The following is a 24375-nucleotide window of genomic DNA, read 5'->3' as shown; positions in this document are numbered from 1 at the left end:
CGTTGGTTCGTTGGCAGTTGTGGGACATCCATCTGGCCTACAGCGGGGCCGAGGGAGGGGGGCGTTGATGGAGGCAGAGGGAGTCCATCATTCCTACGGCGTTCGGAGGGTACTGCGCGGTATCGACGTGGCGCTGCCCGCGGGGTCGGTGGTGGGCATCGTCGGCGAGAACGGGGCGGGCAAGTCGACGCTGCTGAAGATCCTTTCGGGGGAGCTGCGACCGGACCGGGGCACGGTCCGGCACGGTGGGCGGTTCGGGTACTGCCCTCAGCAGGTGGTGCTCAACGACGCGTTCACGGTGCGCCAGCACCTGGACTTCTTCGCTGCGGCCTATGACGTTGCGGATCTGCGGCGGGCCGAGGAGGTCATGGAGATCCTGGGTTTCGACCAGTACGCCGGCGTCCTGGTGGGGACGCTCAGTGGCGGCACGCGGCAGAAGCTGAACCTGACGCTCGCGGTGATGCACGACCCGCAGGTGCTGCTGCTGGACGAGCCGTACCAGGGCTTCGACTGGGAGACGTACCTGCGCTTTTGGGATCTGGTCGGAGACCTGCGTGTGGCCGGCCGATCGGTCCTCGTCGTCTCGCATCTGGCCTACGACACCGATCGGCTCGATCAGGTGTGGCGGTTGCGGGACGGTGTGCTGCACGGACGGCAGGAGGACGTGCGGTGAGGCGCGGGATGCGGCTGTTCAAGATCGCCACGCGTTATGGCCTGGTGGAGCACGCCAGGAACCGGTTCGCCATGTTGCTCGTGGCGGTGTTTCTGCCGGTGTGGGTCATGATGACTGGCTGGGCCATCGCCAAGGAGCCGGTGCAGTTCCGGCTGCACGGCACCGGTCACGTGCTGACCGCCGGAGGTGACAAGATCACCCAGATCACCGGGGCGCTGAACGGGGTCACGCTGATCATCGGGTTCATGATGTTCGCGGCGACCTTCAGCAATGGGGCCTTCGACCGGCGTCTGTCCATGGCCGGGTTCCCCCGGGTTCCGCTGGGGCTGGCGAAGGTCGCCTGCCTGGTCATCGCGTCAGTGGTGGTCTGTTCCTACGCCACCGCGGTCATCTGCTGCTTCTGGTCGCCCAGGCAGCCCGTGCTGCTCGGCGCGGCGCTGTTTTGCACGGCGATGACCTACGGCGCGCTGGGCGTCGCCCTCGGCACGCTCCTGCGCCGGGAGGTGGAGGGCATGTTCGCCGTTGTGATGATCAGTGTCGTGGACCTGGGCTTGCAGAATCCCCTCGCCAGCGGAGGGGCGGGCAGCGACATGGTGCGCTGGCTGCCCTCCTACGGTGCCATGCAGGCCGCGACAGCCGCGGGCTTCTCCTCCACCGCGCCGGCGGTGGACTTCGCCGTCCAGCTGGCCTGGTTCACCGCCATCGGCCTCATCGGCCTGCTGGCCTTCCACCGGCGTACCCGGTCCGCTCTGACAGCCGCTGTACGGATCGGCCGACAGGCGGATGCCGGCACGGTGCCGTTCGGGAGGGCGGCGAATCGATGAGGATGGTGTCCCTGCACCAGCAGCCCGCGCGCGGACACCGTGTTCCTCTAGTGCCGCGGCAGGCAACGTTTGTCCGTGAAGGAGCGGCGTCCGGTGCGTGCTCTCGGCGTGCCGGCCGGAAGCCCTCGTACTGGGCGTACTTGGGTTTCCGGCCGGTGCGGCGAGTGGGGGCACCTCCCACGCCCTTGAGGCAGTGGGGGAGCGTGCCGGGCGTCGCGACGGGGCGAACGTTGCCTGTCGCGGCACTAGTTCCCGGGGCTAGCGCGTGGACGGGGCCGGGGCGGCGGGCCGGCTGATCTCACGGCGCAGGCGCTCCAGGTCTGGGCCGTCCGCTGCGGTATCGGGCTGGTACCTTTCGGACTCTTCCTGCCGCATGTCAAGGAAAAGCTTCAACATGTCGTAGATCGCCGCATACCGGTTTCCCTTGCCGGAGAGGCCGGGCAACGTGCGGAAGAGTACAGGTACATACGTGAATACCGCGTTGAACTGGGCACGTTTCTCCGCCACCTGGCGCTCCACACGCTCGATGGCTTCCGCGCGGCTGCACCCCATCTCGTGACGGATCGCCCGGACGAGGTTGTAGGGGACCTGGTCTGCCTCGTCCTGGTCCACTCCCACCATGTCGTTCTCAGCGAAGACGACGAAGAAGCCGAGGTCCTCAAGGCGTCGGACCATGCGGTGGCTGCGCACCGCCGGCGGCATCTCCCGGTCCTGCACGATCTCCGAGCACGCCATGCCGACCTCGAATCCACCGGTCGACCTCCGCAACGACAGCCAGTCCGCCGGTGAGGGGATGTAACCGCTGATGCGGTGGTGCGTCTCACGCTCGCAGGCGTGGAGCCAGTCCTCGATGTTGTCGAGCAATGCCTCCTGCCATCGCACTGTCCTGCCTTTGCACAGGCGCGGCCACAACTGGGCCCAGGACGCCGGGATCGCGCCGGGTGTCCAGGGTTTGCCCGGATCCTGGCGCAGTGTCGCCACCAGTCCTTCCCTCAGTGCGGTGACGGCTTGTGGGTCTGTCAGCTGCGGATCCTCGAACAGGTCGTCCCACACACCGAACACCGTGCCCAAGGCTGCACTGGTCCGCTTCCTCTCGAGGAGGCCATCGTCGCTGCCATCGGCGTTGGTGGCTCCCTCCGCCACCCGGGGAAGGACCCGCTCGATCATCGACAGAGAGCCCGTCAGCCGGTGGTGATCGGCCTCGGCCGGGGTGGCGGGGATGCCGGTGTCCACGAGCCAGCCCTTCACCCACTGCGTGACCTGCTGAGCCTGCGTGCTGTCCTGCGGCTGGGGTGCCTGCCGGACCTGGCGGGGAACGGTCACGGGGCGGGAAGCAGCCGGCCGGTCGAGTACGGCCTGCGCGTAGGCCGTCAGCCCATCGAGCGCATGGGCGCGATCGGCAAAGCGGGAGAGCTCATCAATGGCCCTGGCCATGTGCGCCTCGGCCACCGCCTGTGCCTCCTGCACAGCCCCCGAGGCGAGAACGAGGTCCCGGGCGCGTGCGGCCTCCTCCTGTGTCAGCTCCTTGCCCAGAAGGCGGCCGAGGTCGCGGTCGCGGTCGCGGGAAGCCGCGCGGATCACCGGCAGGGTGTAGACGCCCTCGGACAGATCCGTGTTGACGGGCTTGCCCAACTCCTCGGCGGTGGAGGTCAGATCGAGGATGTCATCGCGCAGCTGATAGGCGCGCCCGAACTGCCAGCCGAACCCGGCCAGCGCCTCCTCCCGGTCCTCCTGCCGGCCGTCCTGTCGGCCACTCTCCCTGTTCGCCTGCATTGCTCCCACCCGGCAGGCCAGGGCGAACAGTTGCGCCGTCTTGCCGTCGATCGCGTCGAAGTATGCCTGCTCGCTGCGCGAGGCCGAATGCAGGTCGGCCGCCTCCATCACCATGCCGGCGCACATCCGCTCGTTCGCCATCGTCCCGGCGATGACTTCACGCTGACCGAGCTGCGCCAGCATGTTGAGGCCGGTGAGCATCACGCAGTCCCCGGCGAGGATGGCGAGGTGCTCACCCCACACCGCGTTGGCGCTGGGGCGGCCCCGGCGCTCGTGAGCATGGTCCACGACGTCATCGTGATAGAGCGCGCCCAGGTGCAGCAGTTCGACGGCCGCAGCGGCACGCACGGCCCGGTCATCGGCCGGCGCCGAAGGATCCGTAAGAACGTAGTACGAGAGCAGAGCAAGGGTGGGACGGACCAGGCCACGGGACGTACCGGGCCCTTCCTGAGTGAGCGCGTCGAGTTCGGGCCGGCCCTGGATACGCACCGGCCCCAGAGCGTCACGGACCCTGTCCAAGTCCGCCTCCAGACACGGAAAAACGGCCGGGTCAATCCCAGAGGGTGGCATTCTGCGCTCCTGACACTGGTCGGTGTTCAACGAGCGGGAGGACAGCCGACACGCAGCAGCAGGACGTCGCAGTATCCGCTCCCTGTTGTGACCACCCCCGCGTCTCGCCACCAGGAAACAGAAACCTGTGGCAGTGTGCGCACAGTCCTGACGTAAACCACCTAATCGCATGAACTGGCCGAATCTACTGATCTGTGACTTTGGCCAGTGAGCCCTTCTCCAACCTCTCCGCGTAGCGCGGCCACTTCCCCCTGCGGAACCGGCCGGCCGCCGAACATGGCGCGTCTCCAGTCCGTCTCCGCCGCCGCCCGCTTCCATGAGCGTCAGAGCCTGTGTCTGAACCTCAAGATTCGGGGCAGGTCTGTCCAGCCGAAGACCGTACAGACCCGCGGGCACAAGAGTGTCAGCGGCTGTAGAGGATGCGGTTGGGCGTTCCGGTGAGGCCGAGGCTGATCATGTGGCCGGTGGTGGCGGAGCTGATGAGCTGAGTCGCGACAGCGCCCGGGTTCGGCCCGGTAAGGAGGCGGCTAGCTGCGGTGCCGGCGACAAGGGCGGCGGCGACGCCGGTGCCGCTCCGCTTCTGGGTGGCGGTGTCGGAGCCGATCCACGCGCTGGGCATGTCCGCGCCGGGGGCGAAGAGGTCGAGGGACTTCCCGTTGTTGGAGGAGAGGGTCTTGGTCTCCGCGTTGTTGAGGATGCCGTGGGCGAGGGCGCCCACCGTGATGGCCAGTGGCTCCGATGCGGGGCTGAAGCTGCTGGCGTCGCTGTTGCTGTTGCCCGCTGGGACGACCACGACGACACCGGCATTGACCGCAGCAGCCACGGCTTTGTTCACCGCAGGGCTGAGGCCACTCGAGCTGCTGCTGATGAGGACGACGGATCGATTCGTGCTCCCACCGCGCACCGCGCGGCGGACCGCCCACTGGATACCGTCGATGAGGTCCGTGTCGGTGCCGCTTCCGTTGTCGCCCAACACTTTGACGGCGATGAGCGTGGCCCTCTTGGCGACGCCATAGCGCGTGCCGCCGACCAGTCCCGCCAGGTGGGTTCCCTCCCCGTTTTTATCGGCGTTCGCGCTGCCATGCACGGCGTTGTAACCCCAGATGGCTCGGCCGCTGAACTCTTGGTGGGTGACCTTGATCCCGGTGCCGAGGACGTAGACGTCGGTGCCCAGGCCGGCCCAGCGGTCGTAGGTGTACAAGTCGTCGAGTGGCAGGTCCCGCTGGTCGATCCGGTCCAGTCCCCAGGAGGGGTTGTGCTGGGTATTGTCGGCGTGGGCGGGAACGGCGAGGGCGACCTGTGCCAGCAGCAGCGGTGTCAGGACCAGCGACCGGCGAAAATGGCGCGAAAGCTTCATGAATGGACTCCAGGTGGGAAAGGGGACTTGCGTCTGACCCACCTCACGACACCGAAGCGCGGGGGCAGGGGAAGGCGGAAGCCGAGCCGCACAGCACGGTGCCCCGGACCATGACGACCGGGGCACTGCTGTGCACTTCGACTATCCGCGTGCTTCAACGACGCGGGCATGTGTCGGTCACCGGCCGGCAGCTCAGACTGTCGCGTTCCCGAACGGTCGAGCAGGCGTCATCGTGGTGGAGCCGGGAGAGAGGAGCCCGGAGGTCTACCTGCAGCGCGACTTCACCATCAGGGACTTAGCCGAACACGGCGAGCGGCGGCGCTGGCGGTCCCGCCGCGGCTGACCATCTGGTGTCTGCCTGGTGGTCACCGGATGAGGTCGTGCAGGGCGGGGGATGCTGCTGCCGGCGCTGGTGAAGCCGTGGCGACTGCCCGTCGAAGCCCCCTACGACGGCACCTCGGTGACCACTGGCCCGGCGATCGCGAGTCCGTGAGAGCTTGCCCCGAAAGGCCGTCAACTAAGCGCTTGGCCGCAGGTTCGAGTCCTGCCGTGGGCGCCACTGACGCTCTGTCAGATTGGTGACGTTTTCGCAGTTCAGACGGCGTCTGACTGATCGCCGAGACGAATCGGACTCCTACCCTCCACTCGGCGCGGAGTCCGGCCAGCACCGGCCAAAACCGGGTTTCTGCGGGTGTCCGTCCCACACACGCCCCACAAAATCGGGGCCCGAGAAGGCCCTCCAGCCCCTCCCGGCACACAGCAGAGCGGCCTCGGAGCCCGCCCTTCGCAGGGTTCCGAGGCCGCTCTTCACGCCGCCACCTTTGGGAGGTCTTGGATGCCTTCGATCTGTTTGAGGTAGTCGTCTAGCCGGCCGACGATGCAGCGTGCGTAGATGGCCAACAGGACCGGCACGCTGTTGCCAGCCCATTCGGCGACCTGGGCCGGCGGGATGCCGCTGTTGAGCCACGTCGTCAGGCAGGTGTGGCGCAGATCAGGCCCAGGGGCTGACCGCCGTGAAGGAACTGTCGGCGCGGAAGGTGGCGTTGTCCTGGTAGGGGTCGATACGCAGCGCGTAGTTGTAGTGGCGGAGGTAGCGGCCGGGGTAGTTGTACGACTCCAGGCTGACCGAGCCAGTGGCCGAACCGGGCCGGGCGCAGTACGTGGCGTCCTTGTTGAAGGTCGCCGTGCCGTTGCTCGCGTCGAAGCGGACCCGGTAGTCGAAGTGGCGCAGGTAGCGGCCGGACGAGTCACGGAACGAGTAGCAGCTGCCGTCGGCCAGTCCGGGGACGACGGTGAAGGTGGCGCTCTGCTTGACCGCCGCGGTGCTGGAGGACGTCACCGGGTCGAGGTAGCCGAGGCTGTCGGACCGCACGACGGCGTAGCGGCCGGGGAAGTTGACCGACCGGAGTGAGCGGGTGGTGTTGGCCGGCAGGACCGTGCCGCCGGAGACCGGGGCGATGCTGCTCAGGGTGGGGACGACCTTCTTGATCAGGCCGTCGGCGTCGAACTCCATCCTGTCGATGGTGGTTTCGCGGTGGGTGCCGTCACCGCCGGGGATGGCGAAGCGGTGGTAGGCGATGTACCAGTCGTCGGTGTTCGGGACCTGCACCACGGAGTGGTGGCCGGGTCCCTTGATGCCGAGGGAGAGGTCCTTCTCCAGGATCACGCCCCGCTTGGTCCAGGGCCCGGTGGGCGAGGAGCCGGTGGCGTAGGCGACCCGGTAGTTCTCGTCCCGGGTGTCGTTCTCCGACCACATCAAGTAGTAGGTGCCCTTGCGCTTGATGACGAAGGAGCCCTCGCGGAAGCCGCTGGGGGTGATGTCGGTGACCTTGGAGGCGTCGAAGGAGACCATGTCGTCGTTCAGGGGGACGACGTACGCCTGGCCATTGCCCCAGTAGAGGTACGACTGACCGTCGTCGTCGGTGAAGACCGCCGGGTCGATCATCTGGCCGGAGTAGGCGCCGCGGGCGATCAGCGGCTTGCCCAGGGGGTCCTTGAACGGGCCGGTGGGCGAGTCGGAGACCGCGACACCGATGTTCGTGTCGGCGGAGTAGTAGAAGTAGTACTTCCCGTTCTTCGCGGTCGCCGTCGGGGCCCAGGCACGGCTGTTGGCCCAGCTGATGTCAGGACCGAGGTCGAGGATGACGCCGTGGTCCGTCCAGTGGACCAGGTCCTTGGAGGAGTAGGCCTTGAACTGCGTACCGCTCCAGTTCGCGAAGCCGTCGATGGTCGGGTAGAGGTAGTAGGTGTCGCCGAACCGGACGATGTTCGGGTCGGCGTTGAGCCCCGGCAGGACCGGACTCCTCATGATCAGTGCCTCGACCGTCCAGGTGCGACGCGCGCCGTCGGGGCCGGTGACCTCGTACGTCACGGGCTTGGTGAAGTCGCGCGGGGTGCCGGAGGGCGGGCTGATGGAGGCGCCCTGGACGAGGGTGAACTGCGGGGCGAGCGCGGTGAGGTCCGTGCCCTCCTTCAGCGGCAGCGTGATCCTGCTGCCCGCGTCGTCGATGATGGCGTCGATCTTCAGCGCGGAGTGGGTGGCCGCGGTGATACCCGTGGTGTTCCCGCTGAGTTCGAAGACCTCGGCGGGCGTCAGCGCGCGGTTGTAGACGCGGAAGTCGCGCATCTTGCCCTTGAAGAGCTTGTCACTGCTGTAGAGCGACTTGCCGACGTAGTTGGCCGTGGTGGTGCCCGACCCGATGGAACCGGGGGTGGCGGTGACCGAGGTGTTGCGGGCCACCTCCACGCCGTCCTGGTAGAGGACGCCCGTGGTGCCGGTCTGGGTGTAGGTGACGTGCTTCCAGACCGAGCGCGGCAGCGCGGCGGAGGTCCGGGTGTTCTGCTCGGTGGCGAAGCCCCCGGAGGCGATGGCGGTCCGGAAAGTGTTGCCGGTGGTGAACAGGTACCCGTTGCCGGCGCCGTTGCTGGTGTTGCCGAAGCCGTAGAGGAAGTACGGCGTGGACTGGGCGGCGTCGATCTGCACGTCCATCGAGACGGTGATCGCGTTCATCCCGCTCATGATGTCGTCCGGCACCTTGATGTAGGTGTCGGAACCGTTGAACGTCAGTCCCTCCCCTGTGCCCGACCAGCCCGCGGTGCCGTTGACGGTTCCGTTGCGGCCGTTGCCCGAGGAGTCCACCGCCACGGTGCCCGACGTCGCGTCGAGTTTGTACCAGAGAGCCAGACCGTCGGTGATCTCCGCCGCCTGGGCGGGGGCCGACAGACCGAGGACACCGGCCAGGAGCGCGGCGGCGGTCACGGCTGCGGCGGCGCCCGGCCACAATCTTCGGCGGCGCTGAGGTCTCACGCTGTGCATGGGTTCACATCCCGTGATGAAGACATGCCTGAGGAGGGGGCCCGAGACCTCGGCCGAGGTGCTGACGTGCCGCCCGTATGACATCGCGATGCGTGAGTGTGAAGTGAACCGCGAGTCGACGTCAATACTTTACGAACAATGTCCGATACGTCGAACAATTTCCTTCAGGGCAGGGCCGGTTCAGCGTCAGGTCCAGGGCGCCACGAGGACGAAGGAGCGGCTGGCCCGGTACGCGGCCGTGTTCTCCGAAGGGTCGAGCCACAACTGCCGGTTGTCCCGATGGCGGAGGTAACGGCCCGGATAGTTGTACGACTCCAGGGAGACCGAACCGGCCGTGGAACCGGAACGGGGGCAGAAGGTGGCGTCCTTCCGGAAGATGGCGGACCGGTCGTCGGGGTCCAGCCGGATACGGAAGGCGTAGTGCCGCAGGTACCTGCCCGAGGCGTCCCTGAGTGAGTAGCAGCGGGGGTCGGCCAGGCCGGGAACGAAGGTGAAGGTGGCCGCCTGCCGGGTGGCCGCGGAACTGGTGACGCCGGCCTGAGCCAGGATGCCGAGCCGGCCGGCCTGGCTCACGTATGCGCCGGGGTTGTCGACCGACCGCAGGGCATGCCGCCCGGAAACCCGCGCCTCAGCCGTCGTCGCCGGGGATGCTGTCGGCGTCGGTTTCGGTGTCGGTGTCGGTGAGACCGACGTCCTCGGGGGCGGCGGCACGGACGAGACGGCGGGCGACAGCGGGGCACCGACGGCGGGCCGCGCGGCCGGCTCGTGCGACCCCGTGGAGGCGTACCAGGCCACTCCGGCAGCCGCGAGCGTGACAGCACCTGCGGCTGCCGCCGCCGCGGGCTTGGCGGCCAGCCTGCCGATCGTCCGCGCCGCACGGCTCGCACCGCTCACCGTATGCGTGCCCGTACCCGTGCCCGCGCCGACGGTCGCCCCGGCCGATTCCGCCCCCAGCACCCTGGCCAGTACCAGGCCGGCCAGGCCGGCCGGCACCGGCACCAGCGCGAGGCCGGCCAGCAACCCCTCCGCCGGTATCAGGTCGGACGAGCTCGACAGGCACTGCGGACAGTCGCGGACATGGCGTGCCAGCCGCTTGCGCCACAGCGCGGACGGCCGCCCGTCCCACGAGGCGAGCACGGCGGCCAGGTCCGGGCAGCGCGGCGAGGCCGTCACGGCTCGTACGACAGTGCGCGCCGTCTCCAGCCTTTCCTTGACCCGCTGGACTCGGACCGCCGCGTGCTGCGGTGTGAGGCCGCAGGCCGCCGAGAGCTCACCGCGGGTCAGTTCACCGGCGCTCTCCATCCACCACAGCGCGAGTACCTCGCGTTCCTCGTCCTCCAGCCAGCGGGTCGCCTCCACCGCTTCACGCCGCTGGCCCGACAGCGCGAGCCGGAGAATCGCCAGGTCGGAGAAGTCGGCCTGCGGCTCTGTGTCCTGGGTGTGCTCCTCCAGGGGTTCCGCAGTGAGCCAGGTGCGCCCTCTGCGCCACCGGTCACGGATCTGTCGCACGGTGATGGCGACGAGCCAGGACCGGAACCGATCCGGCTGCTCCAGTCCGGGCAACCCGTCCAGGACCCGCACCATCGTCTCCTGGACCACGTCGTCGACGTCGCTGTGCCCGTCCAGCGCCCGCCCGACGATGTTGTAGACCAACGGCAGACAGTCCCGTACCAGCTGTTCCGAGGCCTGCCGGTCCCCCGCCCGCGCCGCCATGACGACGGCGACGTCCGGCCGCTCCTGCCTGTCCTTCGAGCGCACCCCGCCCCACCCGTCCCGTCGCCGTGCCGATGTGCCGAGGCGACAGTGTGCCAGGAGCGAATCCGGAGGACGGGTGTGGGTCGCTTCTCAGGTGCCGCCCCGGGCCTTCGTCCGTTCCGTGTTTTCCGTTATGCGCGACGCGCCGGTGCGTCTCCTGTGCGTACGCCCCATCCCGAGGACAGACGGAGGCCACGCTGTTTCTGCTCCTTCATCCCTCTTGACACTCGCTTTTACCTCCCTCTAACTTTTCGCCGAATTCACGAACAATGTCCGACATATCGAACATCCTGCCCGCTCGCCGATCCCTCGGCCCCCACCCCGGCTTGAGCGGGGCCCGCCGCAGCGGCAAGCGCATCAACGCCGTCTGCGCCTCGACCGCGGACCTGGCGTCCGTCACCCCACTTCCACCCCGGCCCGGCACCCGCAGAAAGACAGGACATGCGCACATCAAGATCGCTCACCCGGCTCGCGGCGATATTCGTCGCCGTCGGCCTCTTCTTCACCTCCCAATCCCTGGCCACACCTCAGCGGGCGGCCGCCGCCGATCCCGGCTACCTGATGGTGCATTTCACCGGGGAGGGGTCGACCAATCAGCAGATGTACCTCTCGCACAGCACGGACGGCGTGCACTGGAACGACCTCAACGGCGGCGGCATGGTCCTGCGCTCCACCGTCGGTACGAAGGGGGTGCGTGACCCCGCGTTCGTGAGATCCCCCGACGGCAGCAAGTACTGGATCATCGCGACGGACCTGTGCATCAGCTGCGGGCAGACGTGGAGTCAGTCCATCAACGACGGCAGCCGCAACCTGGTGGTGTGGGAGTCGACGGACCTGGTCACCTGGTCGCAGCCGCGGCTGCTGAACGTCGCCGGCGCCATCCCCGACGGACGCAACGCGTGGGCGCCGGAGGCGATCTGGGACCCGGCCAGCAACGACTACATCCTGTACTGGGCGACGAACGTGCCCCTCAACGGCGTTACGAAGCACCGCATCTACTACTCCCACACGAGCGACTTCCGCACCATCAGCACCCCGCAGACCTACATCGAGCGCCCCGGCACCCAGGAAATCATCGACACCCAGATCATCGAGGTCCCGGCCGGTGTCGGTAACTACCGCTACGTGCGGGCCTCCGGCGACGGTCAGATCACCCTTGAGGGCAGCAACTCGATCCTCGGGACGTGGACCAACCTCGGCAACCTCTCCGGCATCGGCCTGACCGGGTCGATGGTCGAGGGCCCGATGTGGATGAAGTTCAACGGCACCAACAAGTGGGCCCTCTACCTCGACCAGTACGCCTCCGGCGGCGGTTACATGCCGGTCCTGACGACCGACCCGTCCAACCCCGCCTCCTACCAGAAGCAGGCGTCGACCAGCTACAACATGGGCGGCACGAAGAAGCGCCACGGCTGGATCATGAACCTGACGGCCGCCGAGGAGAGCCGCGTGCTCGCCCGCTGGCCCAACACCACGGCGCAGCGGCTCCAGTCGTACAACTTCCAGGACCGGTACGTCCGGCAAACCAACTTCGACGTGCGCATCGACCCGAACGTCAGCCCCATCGAGGACTCCAAGTTCCGGCTGCGGACCGGCCTCACGGGCACCGGCACCGTCTCCTTCGAGTCGGTGAACAACCCCGGGTACTTCCTGCGGCACGCCAACTTCGACTTCCAACTGGTCCGCAACGACGGCAGCAGCCAGTTCGCCCAGGACGCGACCTTCCGGCAGGTAGCCGGGCTCGCCGACTCCACGTGGTCGTCGTTCCAGTCGATCAACTATCCGGACCGGTACATCCGCCACTACGCGTACGAGCTGAAGCTCGACCCGATCACCACCGCGACGGGACGCGACGACGCCACCTTCCGCGTGACGAACTGACCTGAAACCGGGATGCCGGAGCCGGCGCCTCCCTGGGAGAGCGCCGGCGTCGCGATCGAGCAACTCACCGAACGGCATCCGACATGGCGAACATGTGGAAAGGAAGTACCGTGCCCCTTCCCCGTCTCAGGCCGTGGCTGGCCAGCGCCGTGGCGTTGTTCACGGCGCTGGTCTGTGCGCAGGGACCCGCGTCCGCGGCCGACGGCCGACCGTACGCGAACCCGCTCAAGTCGGTGAAGGGCGCCGACCCCTGGCTCGAGTACTACGACGGCAACTACTACCTCGTCACCACCACGTTCACCGGCATCCTGGGCATGCGCAAGTCGCCCACCCTCGCCGGCCTCGCCACCGCTCCCAGCGTGCAGATCTGGTCGGACACCACTCCCACCCGCAACTCCAACATCTGGGCCCCGGAGATCCACTTCTCCGACGGCCACTGGTACCTCTACTACAGCGCCGGACAGAGCGGCACGCCGTGCTGCGGGGCGAACGGCACGCAGCGCACGCATGTCCTGGAAAGCGCAGGTACGGACCCGATGGGCCCGTACACGTACAAGTCGATGATCACGGGTGCCAACCTCTACCCGACCAACTGGCTGATCGACGCGAGCGTCCTTCGGGTGAACGGTCAGAGCTACATGGTCGGCAGCGGACGAACGAACAGCAGCACGCCGCCCAGCCTGGTCATCGCCCCGATGACCAACCCGTACACCGTCAGCGGGAACTGGACCGTCATCTCCACGCCCACCTTCAGCTGGGAGACCCTGGGCTCACCCGTCAACGAGGGCCCGGAACCGCTGCAACACGACGGCCGCACCTTCCTCATCTACTCCGCGAGCTCCTGCGCCACCCCCGACTACCAGCTCGGCCAGCTGGAACTGACCGGTTCCGACCCGCTGAACCCCGCCGCCTGGACGAAGAAGCCGTCACCGGTCTTCCGCCGCGATGACGCGGCCGGCGTGTACGGTTCCGGCCACAACGGCTTCTTCACCTCCCCCGACGGCACCGAGAACTGGATCGTCTACCACGCCAACGACTCCACCACCGACCGCTGTGGCAACGAACGCACCACCCGCGCCCAGAAGTTCACCTGGAACGCCGACGGCACACCGCACTTCGGCACCCCCGTGGGCCTCGGCACCACCCTGCCGGGTCCCTCCGGGGAGACGGCGGCCACCCCGACCGCGTACACGCTCGTGAACCGCAACAGCGGCAAGTGCCTGGACGTGTCGGGCGGCAACACCGCCGACGGCACCAACATCCTCCAGTGGACCTGCAACGGCGGCGCCAACCAGAAGTGGCGGATCGAGGACCTGGGCAACGACACCAACCGGCTGGTCAGCGTCGCGACCGGCAAGGTCATGGACACCGCCAACTGCGGGACGGCCGACGGCACGGACATCCGTCAGTGGTCCTGGCTGAACAACAACTGCCAGAAGTTCCGCCTGGTGTACACGGCCACCGGTGACCACGTGCGGATCGTGAACGAGAACAGCGGCAAGGTCGCCGACGTCGCCAACTGCGGTACCGCCAACGGCACCGACGTCCGCCAGTGGACCTGGCTGAACAACAACTGCCAGCTGTGGAGGCTGGTACCAAGCACCTGACCACCACAAGAAGGCCGGCCTGAGGATCGGTGCTCGCGCCCGTCCACTCTGGCGAGTCACCAGGCCCTTGGCGGTCGGCCGACAGCCCCCCGTCGGACGGGGGACGGCCCGCGCACGGCAAGGACATCGTCCGCTCCCACGGCGACCGCCCGTGCGCGGAACCGTCCAAGCCGCCGCTGTGCCACCTCAGTCAGGGCCTGTTCGGGCGCCCGGCCCCGCGGACGGCCCTGGTACGCCGGGTGCCGGACAGGCCCTATCCGAGGTATCGCACGGTCACCGGCGCCGTGTTGTTGACCTGGTTCGGATCGATGCGCGGGTCCGAGTGCGCCGTGACCCTGCCCCGTGCGCCGTCTACACGCTTGTCGATGCGCACGCGCATCACCGTGCCGGGGGGTTGCGGACCCGGGCACGCGGCTCGGTGCTCCTGCTGCGGGTCGGGGTAGCAGTAGGGGGTGTCACCCGAGTGCGGCTCAGGAGGCACATCGATCAGCGTGACACCTTCGGGGAGCGTCACCCGGATCTCCCCCGTCCCGTCGGGCCTGCTCCAGCCGTTGCCCCTCGGGTAGGGCACGGTGATGTCGGTCACCTGGCCGACCCTGCCCGTGATGGCGAAGCCGACGGCCTCCACGTCGTACAGCTGGGTGGTCTCGAAAGCCAGCCCCCCGCGGGCCGACTCGCTCGGCCCTATGTCGATGCCGGTGAAGCCGCTGCCGTCGACGGGCCGCAGCCTCAGGGAGCCGCCGCTGCCGTGCGGGGCAGACGCGGGCAGCCGCGACAGATAGTCGGCGTCGACCGTGCGCCACACGGTGAAGGACACGTTGCCGTTGCCGCTGCGCGCCGTCCGGTCGGCCACTGCGGTCACCGGGGCGTCCGTCTGGTACGCCGCTCCGGCGGACAGCGGTCCCGGGAAGTCGCACCACGCGAAGGTCGCGCCGGTCGCCTTGTTGTAACGGCAGTTACGGTACCGGGGCAGCAGGGTGGCGGCCACGATCGGATGAGGAGAAGTCAGCCGTGTAGGAGCCGGAACCACCGAGGCGTCGCCCCTCTGCTTCCGGCTCCGTGCGTTGGGATGCGGTCCCTCTGCGAGATACAGCTCCAACCCACCTGCGCCGAAGCGGACCTTCTCGATACGCTCGCCCGGAGGCTCCAGGCCGTGCTGCTTCGCATAGCCGATGACCTCCCGCCACTCGGCGATCTGGCCGTCATCGGGGGATACGAACACGCCCTCGGTGAGCAGCCGCTCGACCAACTCGGTCGCCTTGGCTCGTCGCGCACGAGCGACGGGCCGTTCGGTGGAGGGCACGGAGCTGCCCCTGCACCCAGCAAGTCCGCCGGATGCCGCCTGCCCCCCCCCGCCGCCGAACGCCATTCCCCCGGCGCCCGGGCTGCGGGATGCTCCTCACCGGCCGCGAGCCGTTCGAGGAGCGAGCGTTGCCGTTCATTCGGGGCAGACCGTCGATCCACGATCACCAGCCCACAGTGCACCCGCACGCCCTACACAGAGCCGAAAGAGCGGATCCTGGCAGTGGGAGTCCTCTGGGACTTTCCTGGGACTTCCGGCTGCATAAGCCAGTACGAGCGTGAAACAGCCGAAAGGGCATTCATGCAGGTCAACGGCCTGCGATGGCTGGACGCCGCAGGTCACGGCGTTGGCTGGTCCCTTCCGGGACATTTGATTCACGAATGCCGCCACCCCGTCCGGCCTTCGATGAAGCTGGTCAGCGCGGGACGAGGGGTGGCGGCGTCGTCGCGGTGTTGAAGATCACGTGGGTGTCCGGCGACGCGCCTGAGAGCATCAACAGGCCGATGGCGCAGACCACGACGACGATGAGGAGCACCAGCACGGCGACGAAGCAGCGGCGCCGGTATTCGCGGCGGCGCCAGCGGATCTGCACCTTGCGGTAGGACGTCGCCGACGCGTCCGGTACCGACGAGGCCACGTTCGCAAGGGCGGCGCGCAGCACCTCTTCGGTATCGGGCTTCACTGGACCGCTCCCGTCATAGCGGTCGCCAGCTTCGCCATGCCTCGGGCCGAGTGCGACTTCACGGCACCCGCGGAGATCTTCAGCGTCTCGGCGATCTCGGCTTCCTTGAGGTCCAGCCAGTACCTCAGCACCAGAACCTGGCGTTGGCGGGCGGTCAACGTGCGCAGCGCGGCAACCAGGGCCCGCTGGTCGTCATTGAGCAAGACCTGCTGCTCGGCCGAGCAGACGATGTCGTCCGGCTCCTGGTAGGTGTGCCGGCGGACGAGCTTGATACGGCGTATCCGCATCCGGGTCAGGTTGCACACGATGGAGCGGAGGTATCCGGCGGCCGCCTCAGGCGTGTTCAACTTCGCCCAACGGTGGTGGAGTTGGCAGAACGCCTCGGAGACTATGTCCTCCGCGTCCTGCTCGGCCCCGAGCAGGACCGCCAGCCGTAGCAGCCGGGCGTACTGCTGGTCGAAGAGGTAGGCGATCGCCACCTCGCGGTCGGCTTCCCGCAGATCGAGCCGGGCGTCGGCGCCGTCCTCGGGTGCCTGCACGGTGGCGGCTTGCGGGGCGGGCGGGTCCGGGCGCAGGGGTATGCGGGGCGTGGTGGCCTGGGGCGAGCCGGTGTGTCCTGACCGGAGCGACTTCACGGTGGGCGGTCCTCACTCAGTGGACTACGAAGGTGTATTTCGAACCGCGGCGTTCCCACGCGCCGTCATCGGCGGTGCAGTCCCGGCCGCGGGGGACGCCGAGCGCGTCGAGGACGGGCGTGAGCGCCGCGGCCACGACAAGGTTGAGCGCGAGGGCCGTCACGGCGACATAGACGGGAGCGTGCACGGGGCCGATGCCGATGTCGACGACCGAGGAGAAGCCGTGCATACCGAGCAGAGCGGTGCCGGCCAGCATGCCCACGGCCCAGCCGGTGAACAGGGCGCGCTGGTGGAACCAGCGGGTGAACAAGGACACCGCGACCGAGGGGAAGGTCTGCAGAATCCAGACGCCGCCCAGGAGATGGAGGTTGATGGCGTCCTGGGGCTTCATGAACAGGGCGAAGGCCACGGCACCCGCCATGATGGCGAGCGCGGGGCCTCGGGCGGCGCGGACCTCGTGCGCGGGCGTGGCGGTGGGGTTGAGGTACTCGACGTAGATGTTCCGTATGAACAGCATCGACATGCTCATCGCCATGACGACTGCCGGGAGCAGGCCCGCCACCGCCAGCGCCCCGAAGACCGGACCGGCCAGCCAGTCGGGGGCGATCCTGCCGACCAGCGCGGGGACGGCGAGTTCCCCGTGCCCGGCCGGAGTCCGCACCCCGGCGGCGAGCGCGGCGACCCCGAAGAAGGCCCACAGCCCCAGCGACATGCTCCAGGCCGGAAGGAAGTTGGTCGCCGCGCGCAGCGACTGCTTCGATCGGCTGGCCGTGGCCACCAGGAGGACCTGCGGATACACGAGTTGGGCCAGTGCCGAACCCACGGCGAGTGTGGCGTACGCGGTGAAGCTGTGGGCCGGGATGTCGAAGGGCTGCCCCATGGCGTCGCTGCGGCGGTCGGCCAGGTCGAAGACATGCCCCGGTGGGCCCAGCCGGGCCACGGTCAGGATGAGCACGACAACGACCGCGCCGCCGATCAGCAGCGCCTTGACCACCGACATCCGCACGCAGGCGCGCAGGCCTCCGGGGTGGGTTGCCACGGCGAAGACGAGGAAGAGCAGGGTGAGTACCACACAGCCCGCCAGACCGTCGGGGGCCAGCCCCAAGGAGCGCAACACCGCGGTCATGCCGACTACTTGGAGTCCCAGGTAGGGCATCGTCGCCAGGATGCCGGTCAGGGCCGTCGCCAGCGCCAGCGGATGTGAGCCGTGCCGGGCGCGCACGTAGTCCGCCGCGGTGATCAGACCGTGCTTGGCGGCCACGTCCCGCAACCGGGGAAGGAAGATCATGATCAGCGGCGAGAGCAGCATGGTGTACACGAGGGCGTACAGCGCCAGCCCGCCGGTGCCGAACATGAGGCCGGGCACGGCGAGATAGGTGTACGACGTGTAGATGGTTCCGCCCAGCAGCAGACAGGTGGCGGCAGTGCCGAGGCTGCGGCCGCCCAGCGCCCAGCGGGCGGGATGGGGCAGTTCTTCGCGAGGCGGCCGGCGCAGGCCGGCTAAGAGCGCACAGCAGATGGCGAGCGTGAAGCCGACGCCGATCGTCGCGCTGATGATGCCCCCCTCGGTATGGGGTGAGGGGGTGCAGGGTGGCCGTGCCCATGGGCATGCTGCCCGAACTGCCCCCCGCTCCGCTTGAAGACCTCACCTCTGAATTTCGTGATGCGGAATCCAAATTCCACGAAGCGATACCTTAGGCGGCGCACCACAGGGCGTCAAGGCTTGACATCCATGCGTAGGCGCGGGCGTTTATGTTCGTTTGCGTTCGACTTCACAGGCACCCTATGCCGCTGTGCCCCTCCGTCGAGTGACCCATGCCACTCTGCGGTCTTTTGACGTAAACCCATCGCACGGGTCGCGCAACCAACACCCGAAGCCGACGACGGACCCGCGTCGACCGCGCCCGTCGCAAGCCATACGAAGGGCCTGGCCCGCCAGGCAGGTGCAGCCATCTGCCGTCGCCGCCGATCGTGGCCCAGGGTGCCGACTTTCCCAAGATGCGGATGGCGTCGATTTTGAGACATCGATTCGAGAAGGGGAGACTATGGCTGAAAAGGATGAACCGGGCGGGAGGGTGCGTATACCACCCAGGCGCAGGGCCTGGCGCGCCCTGCTCCTCGTGCAGCTTGCGGCGCCCGCATTGACGATCGCCATACCGTTCGACCGGCCGCGATTACTCGGCATCCCGCTCTTCTACGTGCTGCACTTCGCCATCTGCCTGCTGAGCGTGGCGGTCACGACCTTGATGCAGCGCCCGGCCGGGGACTGCGACGAACCGCCGACCCGCCCGCACTGAGGAGCGGGAGGAAGTGCCGCACGACGGCAGTGTGGTTCAGGTCACACGAAGTTCTCGGCAGTGCATGTAAACCGAATGTGTCCGCCGGGCAACTGTTGTTACGAGAACGCCGCCGAGGGTGGCCGGTAATTTTCGGATGTACTGAACGGGGTGGGGGATGCGCGCGGTGGAAATCCCGCGGAGTGGTGATGGGGTGACGGCAGCATTTTCGCCGAATCCCTTCTTGAGGGCTGGGAGCGCCCTTCAATGACACGTTGACGGATCCGTGCGGCCGTCATACGGCGCCGCCGCATGCGTCTGACCAAAATTCGGGGGAATCTACTGCAGCGATTTGCAGTTCTTTGGCATGCCCTCTGGAATTCATCAGGCGGCATCCGAGAGCTTCGGAAAATACTGCCGGGCGCCTATTGACCGCGATGATCGAGCCGCCTAGGTTTCTCTGCGGCGAAATTGAAGGCCACATTTAGTGTTCTGCGAGCCGGAGCAGGTTCGCCCCATGGCAGTGAGGCCGTATTCGAGTACTCCTGCCCCTCTCACTCTGAGGAGTCCTTTCGTGAGCACTACTACGCATGTCGTCAAGTCCCTGACGAACGACGTTGCCGACGAACTCACCACGGAGACGCTGCTCAAGCTGGCCAACCGGGAAATCGGCGCCATTCATGTCCGGGGCTACTACCCGGTAGACATCGCCGAGAAAGTCGCGCAGAAGGCGATCAACCACCAGGCGCTCGGCCATTACCACAAGCAGCACACCAGCAGCGTCGGCCGCGTCTACATGCCGCACATCGACACCAAGTGGAACCCGGAACTCACGGACAAGTATCACGAGCAGGCCCTGCCGGCCATCGCGGACGTGCGCTCCATGTTCCACCCCTACCTGTCGCCCGTGGACCGCGTACGCCTCGAACTGCAGGAGCTGTGGCCGGCGGGCGCGAACCTGATGCGGCTGCGCGGGCGTGCCTGCTTCGTCGGTGCCTTCCGCGTCTTCCAGCCGCAGACCTCCGAGTTCTACCCGCACAACGACGCGATCGACCAGGAGACGGATGCCCCTGAGATCGAGGGCGTCCTCAACCAGCTGGTCGCCAACATCTACCTCCAGGTGCCGGGCGAGGGCGGCAATCTCCAGCTGTGGCTGCGCGAGCCCACCGAGGATGAGACCAAGACCATCCTCGATGTCGAGGGACTGGAGCGGGACACCGTCGAGCCGCCGGTGGTCGAGATCCACCCCGAGGCCGGAGACCTCATCATCTTCAGCCCCCGCATGCTGCACGCGGTGACGGCCGGGCAGGGCAAGCACCGGGTCGGCGCGGCCGCGTTCATCGCCACCAAGGGCCCGCAGGAACCGCTCGTCTTCTGGAGCTGATCCCGGCTCACCGGCAGATCACTTCGACCGCCCGCCCACACGCAGAGGACAACGGCATGCTCCCGGCGCTGGTGCACTCGCACGCGCAGACTCACCCGAACCGCACGGCTGTCGCCGTGGGTCAGGAACGGCTGACCTACGCCGCGCTCGACGACCAGGTGTCCCGGCTGACTCACCGGTTGCGAGGCCGGGGCATCGGCTGTGGTTCTCTCGTGGGCATCCACCTCGACCGCACCCCGGACGCGGTGGTGGCGCTGCTGGCCGTGCTCGCAGCCGGCGGGGCCTACACCGTCGTAGAGCCCACCGACCCGGTGCGAGAGGGGGCGAACCGGCTGCGCGCGGCCGGACCGTGCCTCGTGCTCACGTCGGGGCGCTATCGCGACGAGCTGCAAGGCCTGGGCCTGGACGTCCTGGACCTGCACGAGGAGGACCCGCAGGGCACCGGATGTGCGCAGCCGGCCGAGGCCGCGCCGGACAACATCGCCTACGTCGTCCACACCTCGGGCTCGACCGGCGTCCCCAAGGGCGTCATGGTCACCCACGCCAACATCGCGCACTACACCACATCCCTGCTCGCCCGGCTCGACATCACCGAGCCGCTCGGGTACGCCCATGTGACCACCCTCGCCGCGGACCTCGGCAACACCTGCCTCTTCCTCGCCCTGTGGACGGGTGGCACCCTGCACCTCGTCGACGACGCCACCCGTCGCGACCCGGTGGGGCTGCTGCGCTATCTGCAGACCGAGCGCGTCGACGTGCTCAAGACGACACCGTCGCACTGGAGCGTGCTGTTCCGGGCCTTCGGCCACGACGGGACGACCCGGCCCGAGCTGCGCTTCCTGTTGCTCGGCGGCGAGGTCATGGCCCTGCCCCTGGCCCGTCGAGTCCTGGACTCAGGGGTCACCCGCACCCTGGTGAACCACTACGGCCCCACCGAGACGACGGTGGGAATCGCCGCGCAGGTACTGCGCGGCGCGGCCGACCTGGACGCGTTCGGCGACGCCGCGTCGGTCCCTGTCGGCACCGCGTTCGGCGCGACCCGCCTCTTCGTCCGCGCCGAGGACGGCCGTTTCCACGAGCGGGACGCCACGGGCGAGCTGTACGTCACCGGCCCCTCCGTCACGCCGGGCTACCGGGGCGACGCCGAGGCCACCTCGAAGGCCTTCACAGGTGAAGTCGACCAGCAGTTCCCCGGAGTCGGCCCGGCCTACCGCACCGGCGACAAGGTGCGAGCCGACGCCCGGGGTGTCCTGGAATTCCTGGGCCGCGGCGACCGCCAGGTCAAGATCGGCGGCTACCGGGTCGAACTCGGGCACGTCGAGGCGGGTCTGCGCAAGCTGCCCGCGGTGACCGACGCGATCGCCGTCCACCTCGTCCGGGAGCGGCCGATGCTGGTCGCGGCCGTACGGACCACCGGGGACTCCGCGGACTCGCAACCGGCCGCGCTGCGGGAGCAGTTGCGCGGCGTCCTGCCGCCGTACATGGTCCCGGACCGGGTCGAGACCTTCGACGACTTCCCGCGCAACGACAACGGCAAGACCGACCAGCGCGCGGTCCGCCGGCTGATCGAGGAGAGACTGGGCAGCGACACCGGGCGCGCCCGCACCCACGACGTGGACGACCCCGTCCTGGAGGAGGTGTGCGCGGTATGGCGCCGCCACCTGGGCCACGGCGACTTCGGCGTCCACGACCACTTCACGGCGGTCGGCGGCAGCTCCATCGACGCGATCCAGGTCATCGCGGACCTCCAGGCCAAGGGCTACCAGGTGTCGGCCGCGGCGTTCCTCGCCGAGCCCACGGCTGCGGCGCTCGCGGCTCGGATCACCGCGGGCGCGGACGCCGACCGGTCACCGCGGGCCAACCCTGACGAGGCCGCGGACGACACGGCGCTGTCCCCGGCCCAGCAGTGGTTCTTCCGCCAGGAGTTCGCCCAGCCCGACCAGTGGAACCAGGCCCTGCTCCTGGACATCGACGGCGCGGTGCGGCCGGCCGAACTCGCCACGGCCGTAGCCGACGTGGTGGCCCTGCACCCCATGCTGCGCACCGCGTTTCGGGACTCCGGGACGCACCGTCGGCGCGGCGTCGTAGAGCCCGGCCCCGCTCTCACCACCTCCCGGCTCCCCGACGGCGACGAGGACGCGGCCCGGCACATCCAAGACGTGGCGGCCGCCCGCCAGGCGGAGCTGTCCCTCGCGGACGGCACAGTGTTCAAGGCGCACCTCTTCCACGGCGCCGCCCAGGCCCACCTGCTGCTGGTCTGCCACCACCTGTCGATCGACGCCGTGTCCTGGCGGATCGTCGTGAGCGACCTCAGCCGCCGCTACACCGAGCGGCTGCGCGGCCGGCAGCCCGCCCCGGCCGCCGTGACCACCGGCTTCGGCGCATGGGCCACGCATCTCAGGGATCACGCCCCCGCACTGCGGGCCGATCTCGCCCACTGGGACGACCTCGCCCGCTTCCCCGCCCTGCCGGACGGCCCTTCGGCCGCCGACGACAACCGTGAGGGCGACGCTCAGGCCGTATGGTTCAGCCTCAGCCGTACCCAGACCGAGGCGTTGGCCCGCGCGGGCGCGGCCACCACCGGCACACCGCCACACGCCGCCCTGCTCGCCGCCTTCGCCCAGGCGCTCGGCGAGTCGGAGGGGACGACCGAGCTCGTCATCGATGTCGAGAGCCACGGCCGCGCGGAGTTCGACGACACCCTGGAAGTCTCCCGCGCCGTCGGCTGGTTCACCTCGACCTACCCCGTCCGCGTCGACATCGTCGAGGGCGACGCGGCGGCCACCGGTAAGGCGGTGGCCGCCGCCCTGGGCGAAGTGCCCCGCCTCGGCATCGCCTACGGACTCCACGCTCAGCCGCGCCGCGCCGACGTGTGCTTCAACTACCTCGGCTCGTTCGCGCTGCCGTACGGCGACGACCTGTGCCCCACGCTCTCGCGGCATGCGGTGGGCCCGGTGCGCGGCGCGGACAACGACCGCGGCTACGGCCTCAAGCTGACGGCCCGCATCCACGACGGGCAGCTCGTCGCCGACCTCTCCTACACTCCGCTGCGCCACGCCCCCGAGCGGATGCTCCAAGTGGCCCGCGCCACCCGCGCCAGTCTCTTGGAGACGGCCGGACTCGCCGCCGACGACGGGCAATTCGTGGTGGAGCAGGGATCCAGCACCGGGCTGCTCGCCCAGGTGCCGGCCGCCCTGCACTGCGAGCCACCGGCCGCGGCCACCCGGGAGTACGGTGCCGTGGTGCTCACCGGGGCCACCGGATTCATCGGTGCCCATCTGCTGCGCCTTCTGCTGACCCGTACCAGCGGGCACATCCACTGCCTTGTTCGCGAGCACCCGACGCGGTCGGCTTGGCAGCGTCTGCGGGAGACCTACGGCTGGTACCGCCCGGACGACGACCTCGACCGCCATAGCGACCGCATCACCGTGTACGCCGCGGACCTGGCCGAACCCGGTTTCGGGCTTGCGGACGAGGACTACGCGGTGCTCACTCGCGAGGTCGAGGCGATCTACCATCTCGCCAGCGATACCCGGCTGTTCGGGGACCGGGGCTCCTTCGACCGGAACAACACCGAACCGGTGCGAGCCCTGATCGGCCTGGCGACCGAAGGCCGCCCGAAGGACCTGCACCACGTCTCCACCCTCGCGGTCTGCGGCACCGGCCCGGACGGCGAGTCCGCCGTCTTCTCCGAGGACAGTCTGAACATCGGCCAGAGCTTCCTGAACGAGTACGAGCGCAGCAAGTACGAAGCGGAACGCCTGGTCCGCGACTTCGCCGCACACGGGGGCGGCGGGTTCATCTACCGCTCCGGGAACGTCACGGGCCACTCGCAGTCGGGCCGCTTCCAGCGCAACGGCAGCGACAACCGGCTCGTCCAGCTGTTGCGCGCCTGCATACGACTCGGCCGGGTGCCCCGGGTCGGCGCCGAGACGCTCGCGCTGAGCCCGGTGGACACCGTAGCGGAGGGCATCCTCGAGATCTCCCGCAGCGCTCGGGTGCGGGGCGGCACGTTCCATGTCGACACCCCCCACCAGGTGTCGTACGAGGAGATATTCGAGGTGCTGCGTGGGCTGGGCTGCGCCGTCGAGGACGACCCGGCGCCCGATTTCGCCACGTTGTTCGCCCGCTTCATCGGAGGCGGCGACGAGCAGATCTCACTCGCGCACTTCTGGGCGAGCCGCCCGGAACGCAACGTGCGGTACGACCACGCACGCACCCGGCGCCTTCTCTCCCACCTCGGCGTGGAGTTCGAGCCGCTGGACCGCGACTGGTTGCGCGCCTACTTCACCGAATTGATCCAGCAGGGCGAGATCTCTCTCACCGACGAAAAGTAAGG

Annotated in this window: 15 protein-coding genes and 1 pseudogene; 7 read left to right on the top strand and 9 right to left on the bottom strand. The window is 68.7% G+C overall.

Annotation, left to right across the window (positions count from 1 at the left end):
* The first annotated feature begins 67 nt into the window (after nucleotides 1–67).
* Complete coding sequence (locus AB5J49_RS36230) at nucleotides 68–673, top strand: ABC transporter ATP-binding protein (RefSeq protein WP_369173070.1); 606 nt, start codon at nucleotides 68–70, stop codon at nucleotides 671–673.
* Nucleotides 670–1497: an ABC transporter permease gene (locus tag AB5J49_RS36225; RefSeq protein WP_369173069.1), complete on the top strand. Its 828-nt coding sequence runs from the start codon at nucleotides 670–672 to the stop codon at nucleotides 1495–1497. The genes AB5J49_RS36230 and AB5J49_RS36225 overlap by 4 nt, the downstream gene beginning before the upstream one ends.
* A 258-nt stretch (nucleotides 1498–1755) precedes the next feature.
* Here AB5J49_RS36225 and AB5J49_RS36220 read toward each other — a convergent pair whose 3' ends face one another.
* The 5 genes and pseudogenes from AB5J49_RS36220 to AB5J49_RS36200 all read right to left on the bottom strand — a co-directional run bounded on the left by AB5J49_RS36220 (nucleotide 1756) and on the right by AB5J49_RS36200 (nucleotide 10271).
* The gene (locus tag AB5J49_RS36220; RefSeq protein WP_369173068.1) at nucleotides 1756–3759 is read right to left on the bottom strand and encodes a polyprenyl synthetase family protein; all 2004 of its coding nucleotides are present in this window, start codon (nucleotides 3757–3759) and stop codon (nucleotides 1756–1758) included.
* A gap of 484 nt (nucleotides 3760–4243) precedes the next feature.
* Nucleotides 4244–5197 (bottom strand): S8 family serine peptidase, encoded by a 954-nt coding sequence (locus tag AB5J49_RS36215; protein WP_369173067.1) that lies wholly within the window; start codon nucleotides 5195–5197, stop codon nucleotides 4244–4246.
* A gap of 634 nt (nucleotides 5198–5831) precedes the next feature.
* A pseudogene (locus tag AB5J49_RS36210) lies at nucleotides 5832–6190 on the bottom strand (hypothetical protein); the annotation flags it as partial.
* The gene (locus AB5J49_RS36205; RefSeq protein ID WP_369173066.1) at nucleotides 6189–8513 is read right to left on the bottom strand and encodes a family 43 glycosylhydrolase; all 2325 of its coding nucleotides are present in this window, start codon (nucleotides 8511–8513) and stop codon (nucleotides 6189–6191) included. The pseudogene AB5J49_RS36210 and the gene AB5J49_RS36205, both read right to left, overlap by 2 nt.
* Nucleotides 8514–8699: 186 nt before the next feature.
* On the bottom strand, nucleotides 8700–10271 hold the full coding sequence (locus AB5J49_RS36200) for a sigma-70 family RNA polymerase sigma factor (protein ID WP_369173065.1): 1572 nt from the start codon (nucleotides 10269–10271) through the stop codon (nucleotides 8700–8702).
* A 438-nt stretch (nucleotides 10272–10709) separates the two neighbouring features.
* On the opposite strand from AB5J49_RS36200, the gene AB5J49_RS36195 reads away from it, so the two are divergent.
* Entirely contained in the window at nucleotides 10710–12149 is a 1440-nt protein-coding gene (locus AB5J49_RS36195) for a glycoside hydrolase family 43 protein (protein ID WP_369173064.1), read from the top strand.
* 83 nt (nucleotides 12150–12232) lie between these two features.
* Nucleotides 12233–13756 carry a family 43 glycosylhydrolase gene (locus AB5J49_RS36190; RefSeq protein WP_369173063.1) on the top strand — a complete coding sequence of 508 codons (1524 nt, stop codon included), beginning with the start codon at nucleotides 12233–12235 and terminating at the stop codon, nucleotides 13754–13756.
* 253 nt (nucleotides 13757–14009) lie between these two features.
* On the opposite strand, the gene AB5J49_RS36185 is transcribed toward AB5J49_RS36190, so the two are convergent.
* From AB5J49_RS36185 to AB5J49_RS36170, 4 genes are all read right to left on the bottom strand, one after another.
* A complete protein-coding gene (locus AB5J49_RS36185; protein WP_369173062.1) occupies nucleotides 14010–15059 on the bottom strand; it encodes a hypothetical protein in 1050 nt (349 codons plus the stop codon).
* 415 nt (nucleotides 15060–15474) lie between these two features.
* Nucleotides 15475–15741, bottom strand: a complete 267-nt coding sequence (locus tag AB5J49_RS36180) for a hypothetical protein (RefSeq protein WP_369173061.1) — start codon at nucleotides 15739–15741, stop codon at nucleotides 15475–15477.
* The gene (locus tag AB5J49_RS36175; RefSeq protein ID WP_369173060.1) at nucleotides 15738–16376 is read right to left on the bottom strand and encodes a sigma-70 family RNA polymerase sigma factor; all 639 of its coding nucleotides are present in this window, start codon (nucleotides 16374–16376) and stop codon (nucleotides 15738–15740) included. The genes AB5J49_RS36180 and AB5J49_RS36175 overlap by 4 nt, the downstream gene beginning before the upstream one ends.
* A gap of 16 nt (nucleotides 16377–16392) precedes the next feature.
* Nucleotides 16393–17742: a sodium:solute symporter gene (locus tag AB5J49_RS36170; RefSeq protein WP_369173059.1), complete on the bottom strand. Its 1350-nt coding sequence runs from the start codon at nucleotides 17740–17742 to the stop codon at nucleotides 16393–16395.
* A 679-nt stretch (nucleotides 17743–18421) separates the two neighbouring features.
* Here AB5J49_RS36170 and AB5J49_RS36165 point away from each other — a divergent pair.
* The 3 genes from AB5J49_RS36165 (at nucleotide 18422) to AB5J49_RS36155 (ending at nucleotide 24373) form a co-directional block, all read left to right on the top strand.
* The gene (locus AB5J49_RS36165) at nucleotides 18422–18673 is read left to right on the top strand and encodes a hypothetical protein (RefSeq protein ID WP_369173058.1); all 252 of its coding nucleotides are present in this window, start codon (nucleotides 18422–18424) and stop codon (nucleotides 18671–18673) included.
* Nucleotides 18674–19226: 553 nt separating this feature from the next.
* Nucleotides 19227–20036 (top strand): 2OG-Fe(II) oxygenase, encoded by an 810-nt coding sequence (locus AB5J49_RS36160; RefSeq protein ID WP_369173057.1) that lies wholly within the window; start codon nucleotides 19227–19229, stop codon nucleotides 20034–20036.
* Nucleotides 20037–20092: 56 nt separating this feature from the next.
* Nucleotides 20093–24373, top strand: a complete 4281-nt coding sequence (locus tag AB5J49_RS36155) for a thioester reductase domain-containing protein (RefSeq protein WP_369173056.1) — start codon at nucleotides 20093–20095, stop codon at nucleotides 24371–24373.
* Nucleotides 24374–24375: the final 2 nt, after the last annotated feature.

The sequence above is a fragment of the Streptomyces sp. R28 genome (assembly GCF_041052385.1).
Taxonomy (GTDB): Bacteria; Actinomycetota; Actinomycetes; order Streptomycetales; family Streptomycetaceae; genus Streptomyces.
The sequence above is the reverse complement of the archived record's forward strand: the minus strand, read 5'-3'. Positions and strand labels throughout refer to the sequence as shown.

Bases quoted from the DNA above. Each gene is read 5' to 3' on its own strand.
- AB5J49_RS36215 (WP_369173067.1), bottom strand. From the start codon at position 5,197: ATGAAGCTTTCGCGCCATTTTCGCCGGTCGCTGGTCCTGACACCGCTG.
- AB5J49_RS36195 (WP_369173064.1), top strand. From the start codon at position 10,710: ATGCGCACATCAAGATCGCTCACCCGGCTCGCGGCGATATTCGTCGCC.
- AB5J49_RS36165 (WP_369173058.1), top strand. From the start codon at position 18,422: ATGGCTGAAAAGGATGAACCGGGCGGGAGGGTGCGTATACCACCCAGG.
- AB5J49_RS36230 (WP_369173070.1), top strand. From the start codon at position 68: ATGGAGGCAGAGGGAGTCCATCATTCCTACGGCGTTCGGAGGGTACTG.
- AB5J49_RS36190 (WP_369173063.1), top strand. From the start codon at position 12,233: ATGGCGAACATGTGGAAAGGAAGTACCGTGCCCCTTCCCCGTCTCAGG.
- AB5J49_RS36155 (WP_369173056.1), top strand. From the start codon at position 20,093: ATGCTCCCGGCGCTGGTGCACTCGCACGCGCAGACTCACCCGAACCGC.
- AB5J49_RS36205 (WP_369173066.1), bottom strand. From the start codon at position 8,513: ATGCACAGCGTGAGACCTCAGCGCCGCCGAAGATTGTGGCCGGGCGCC.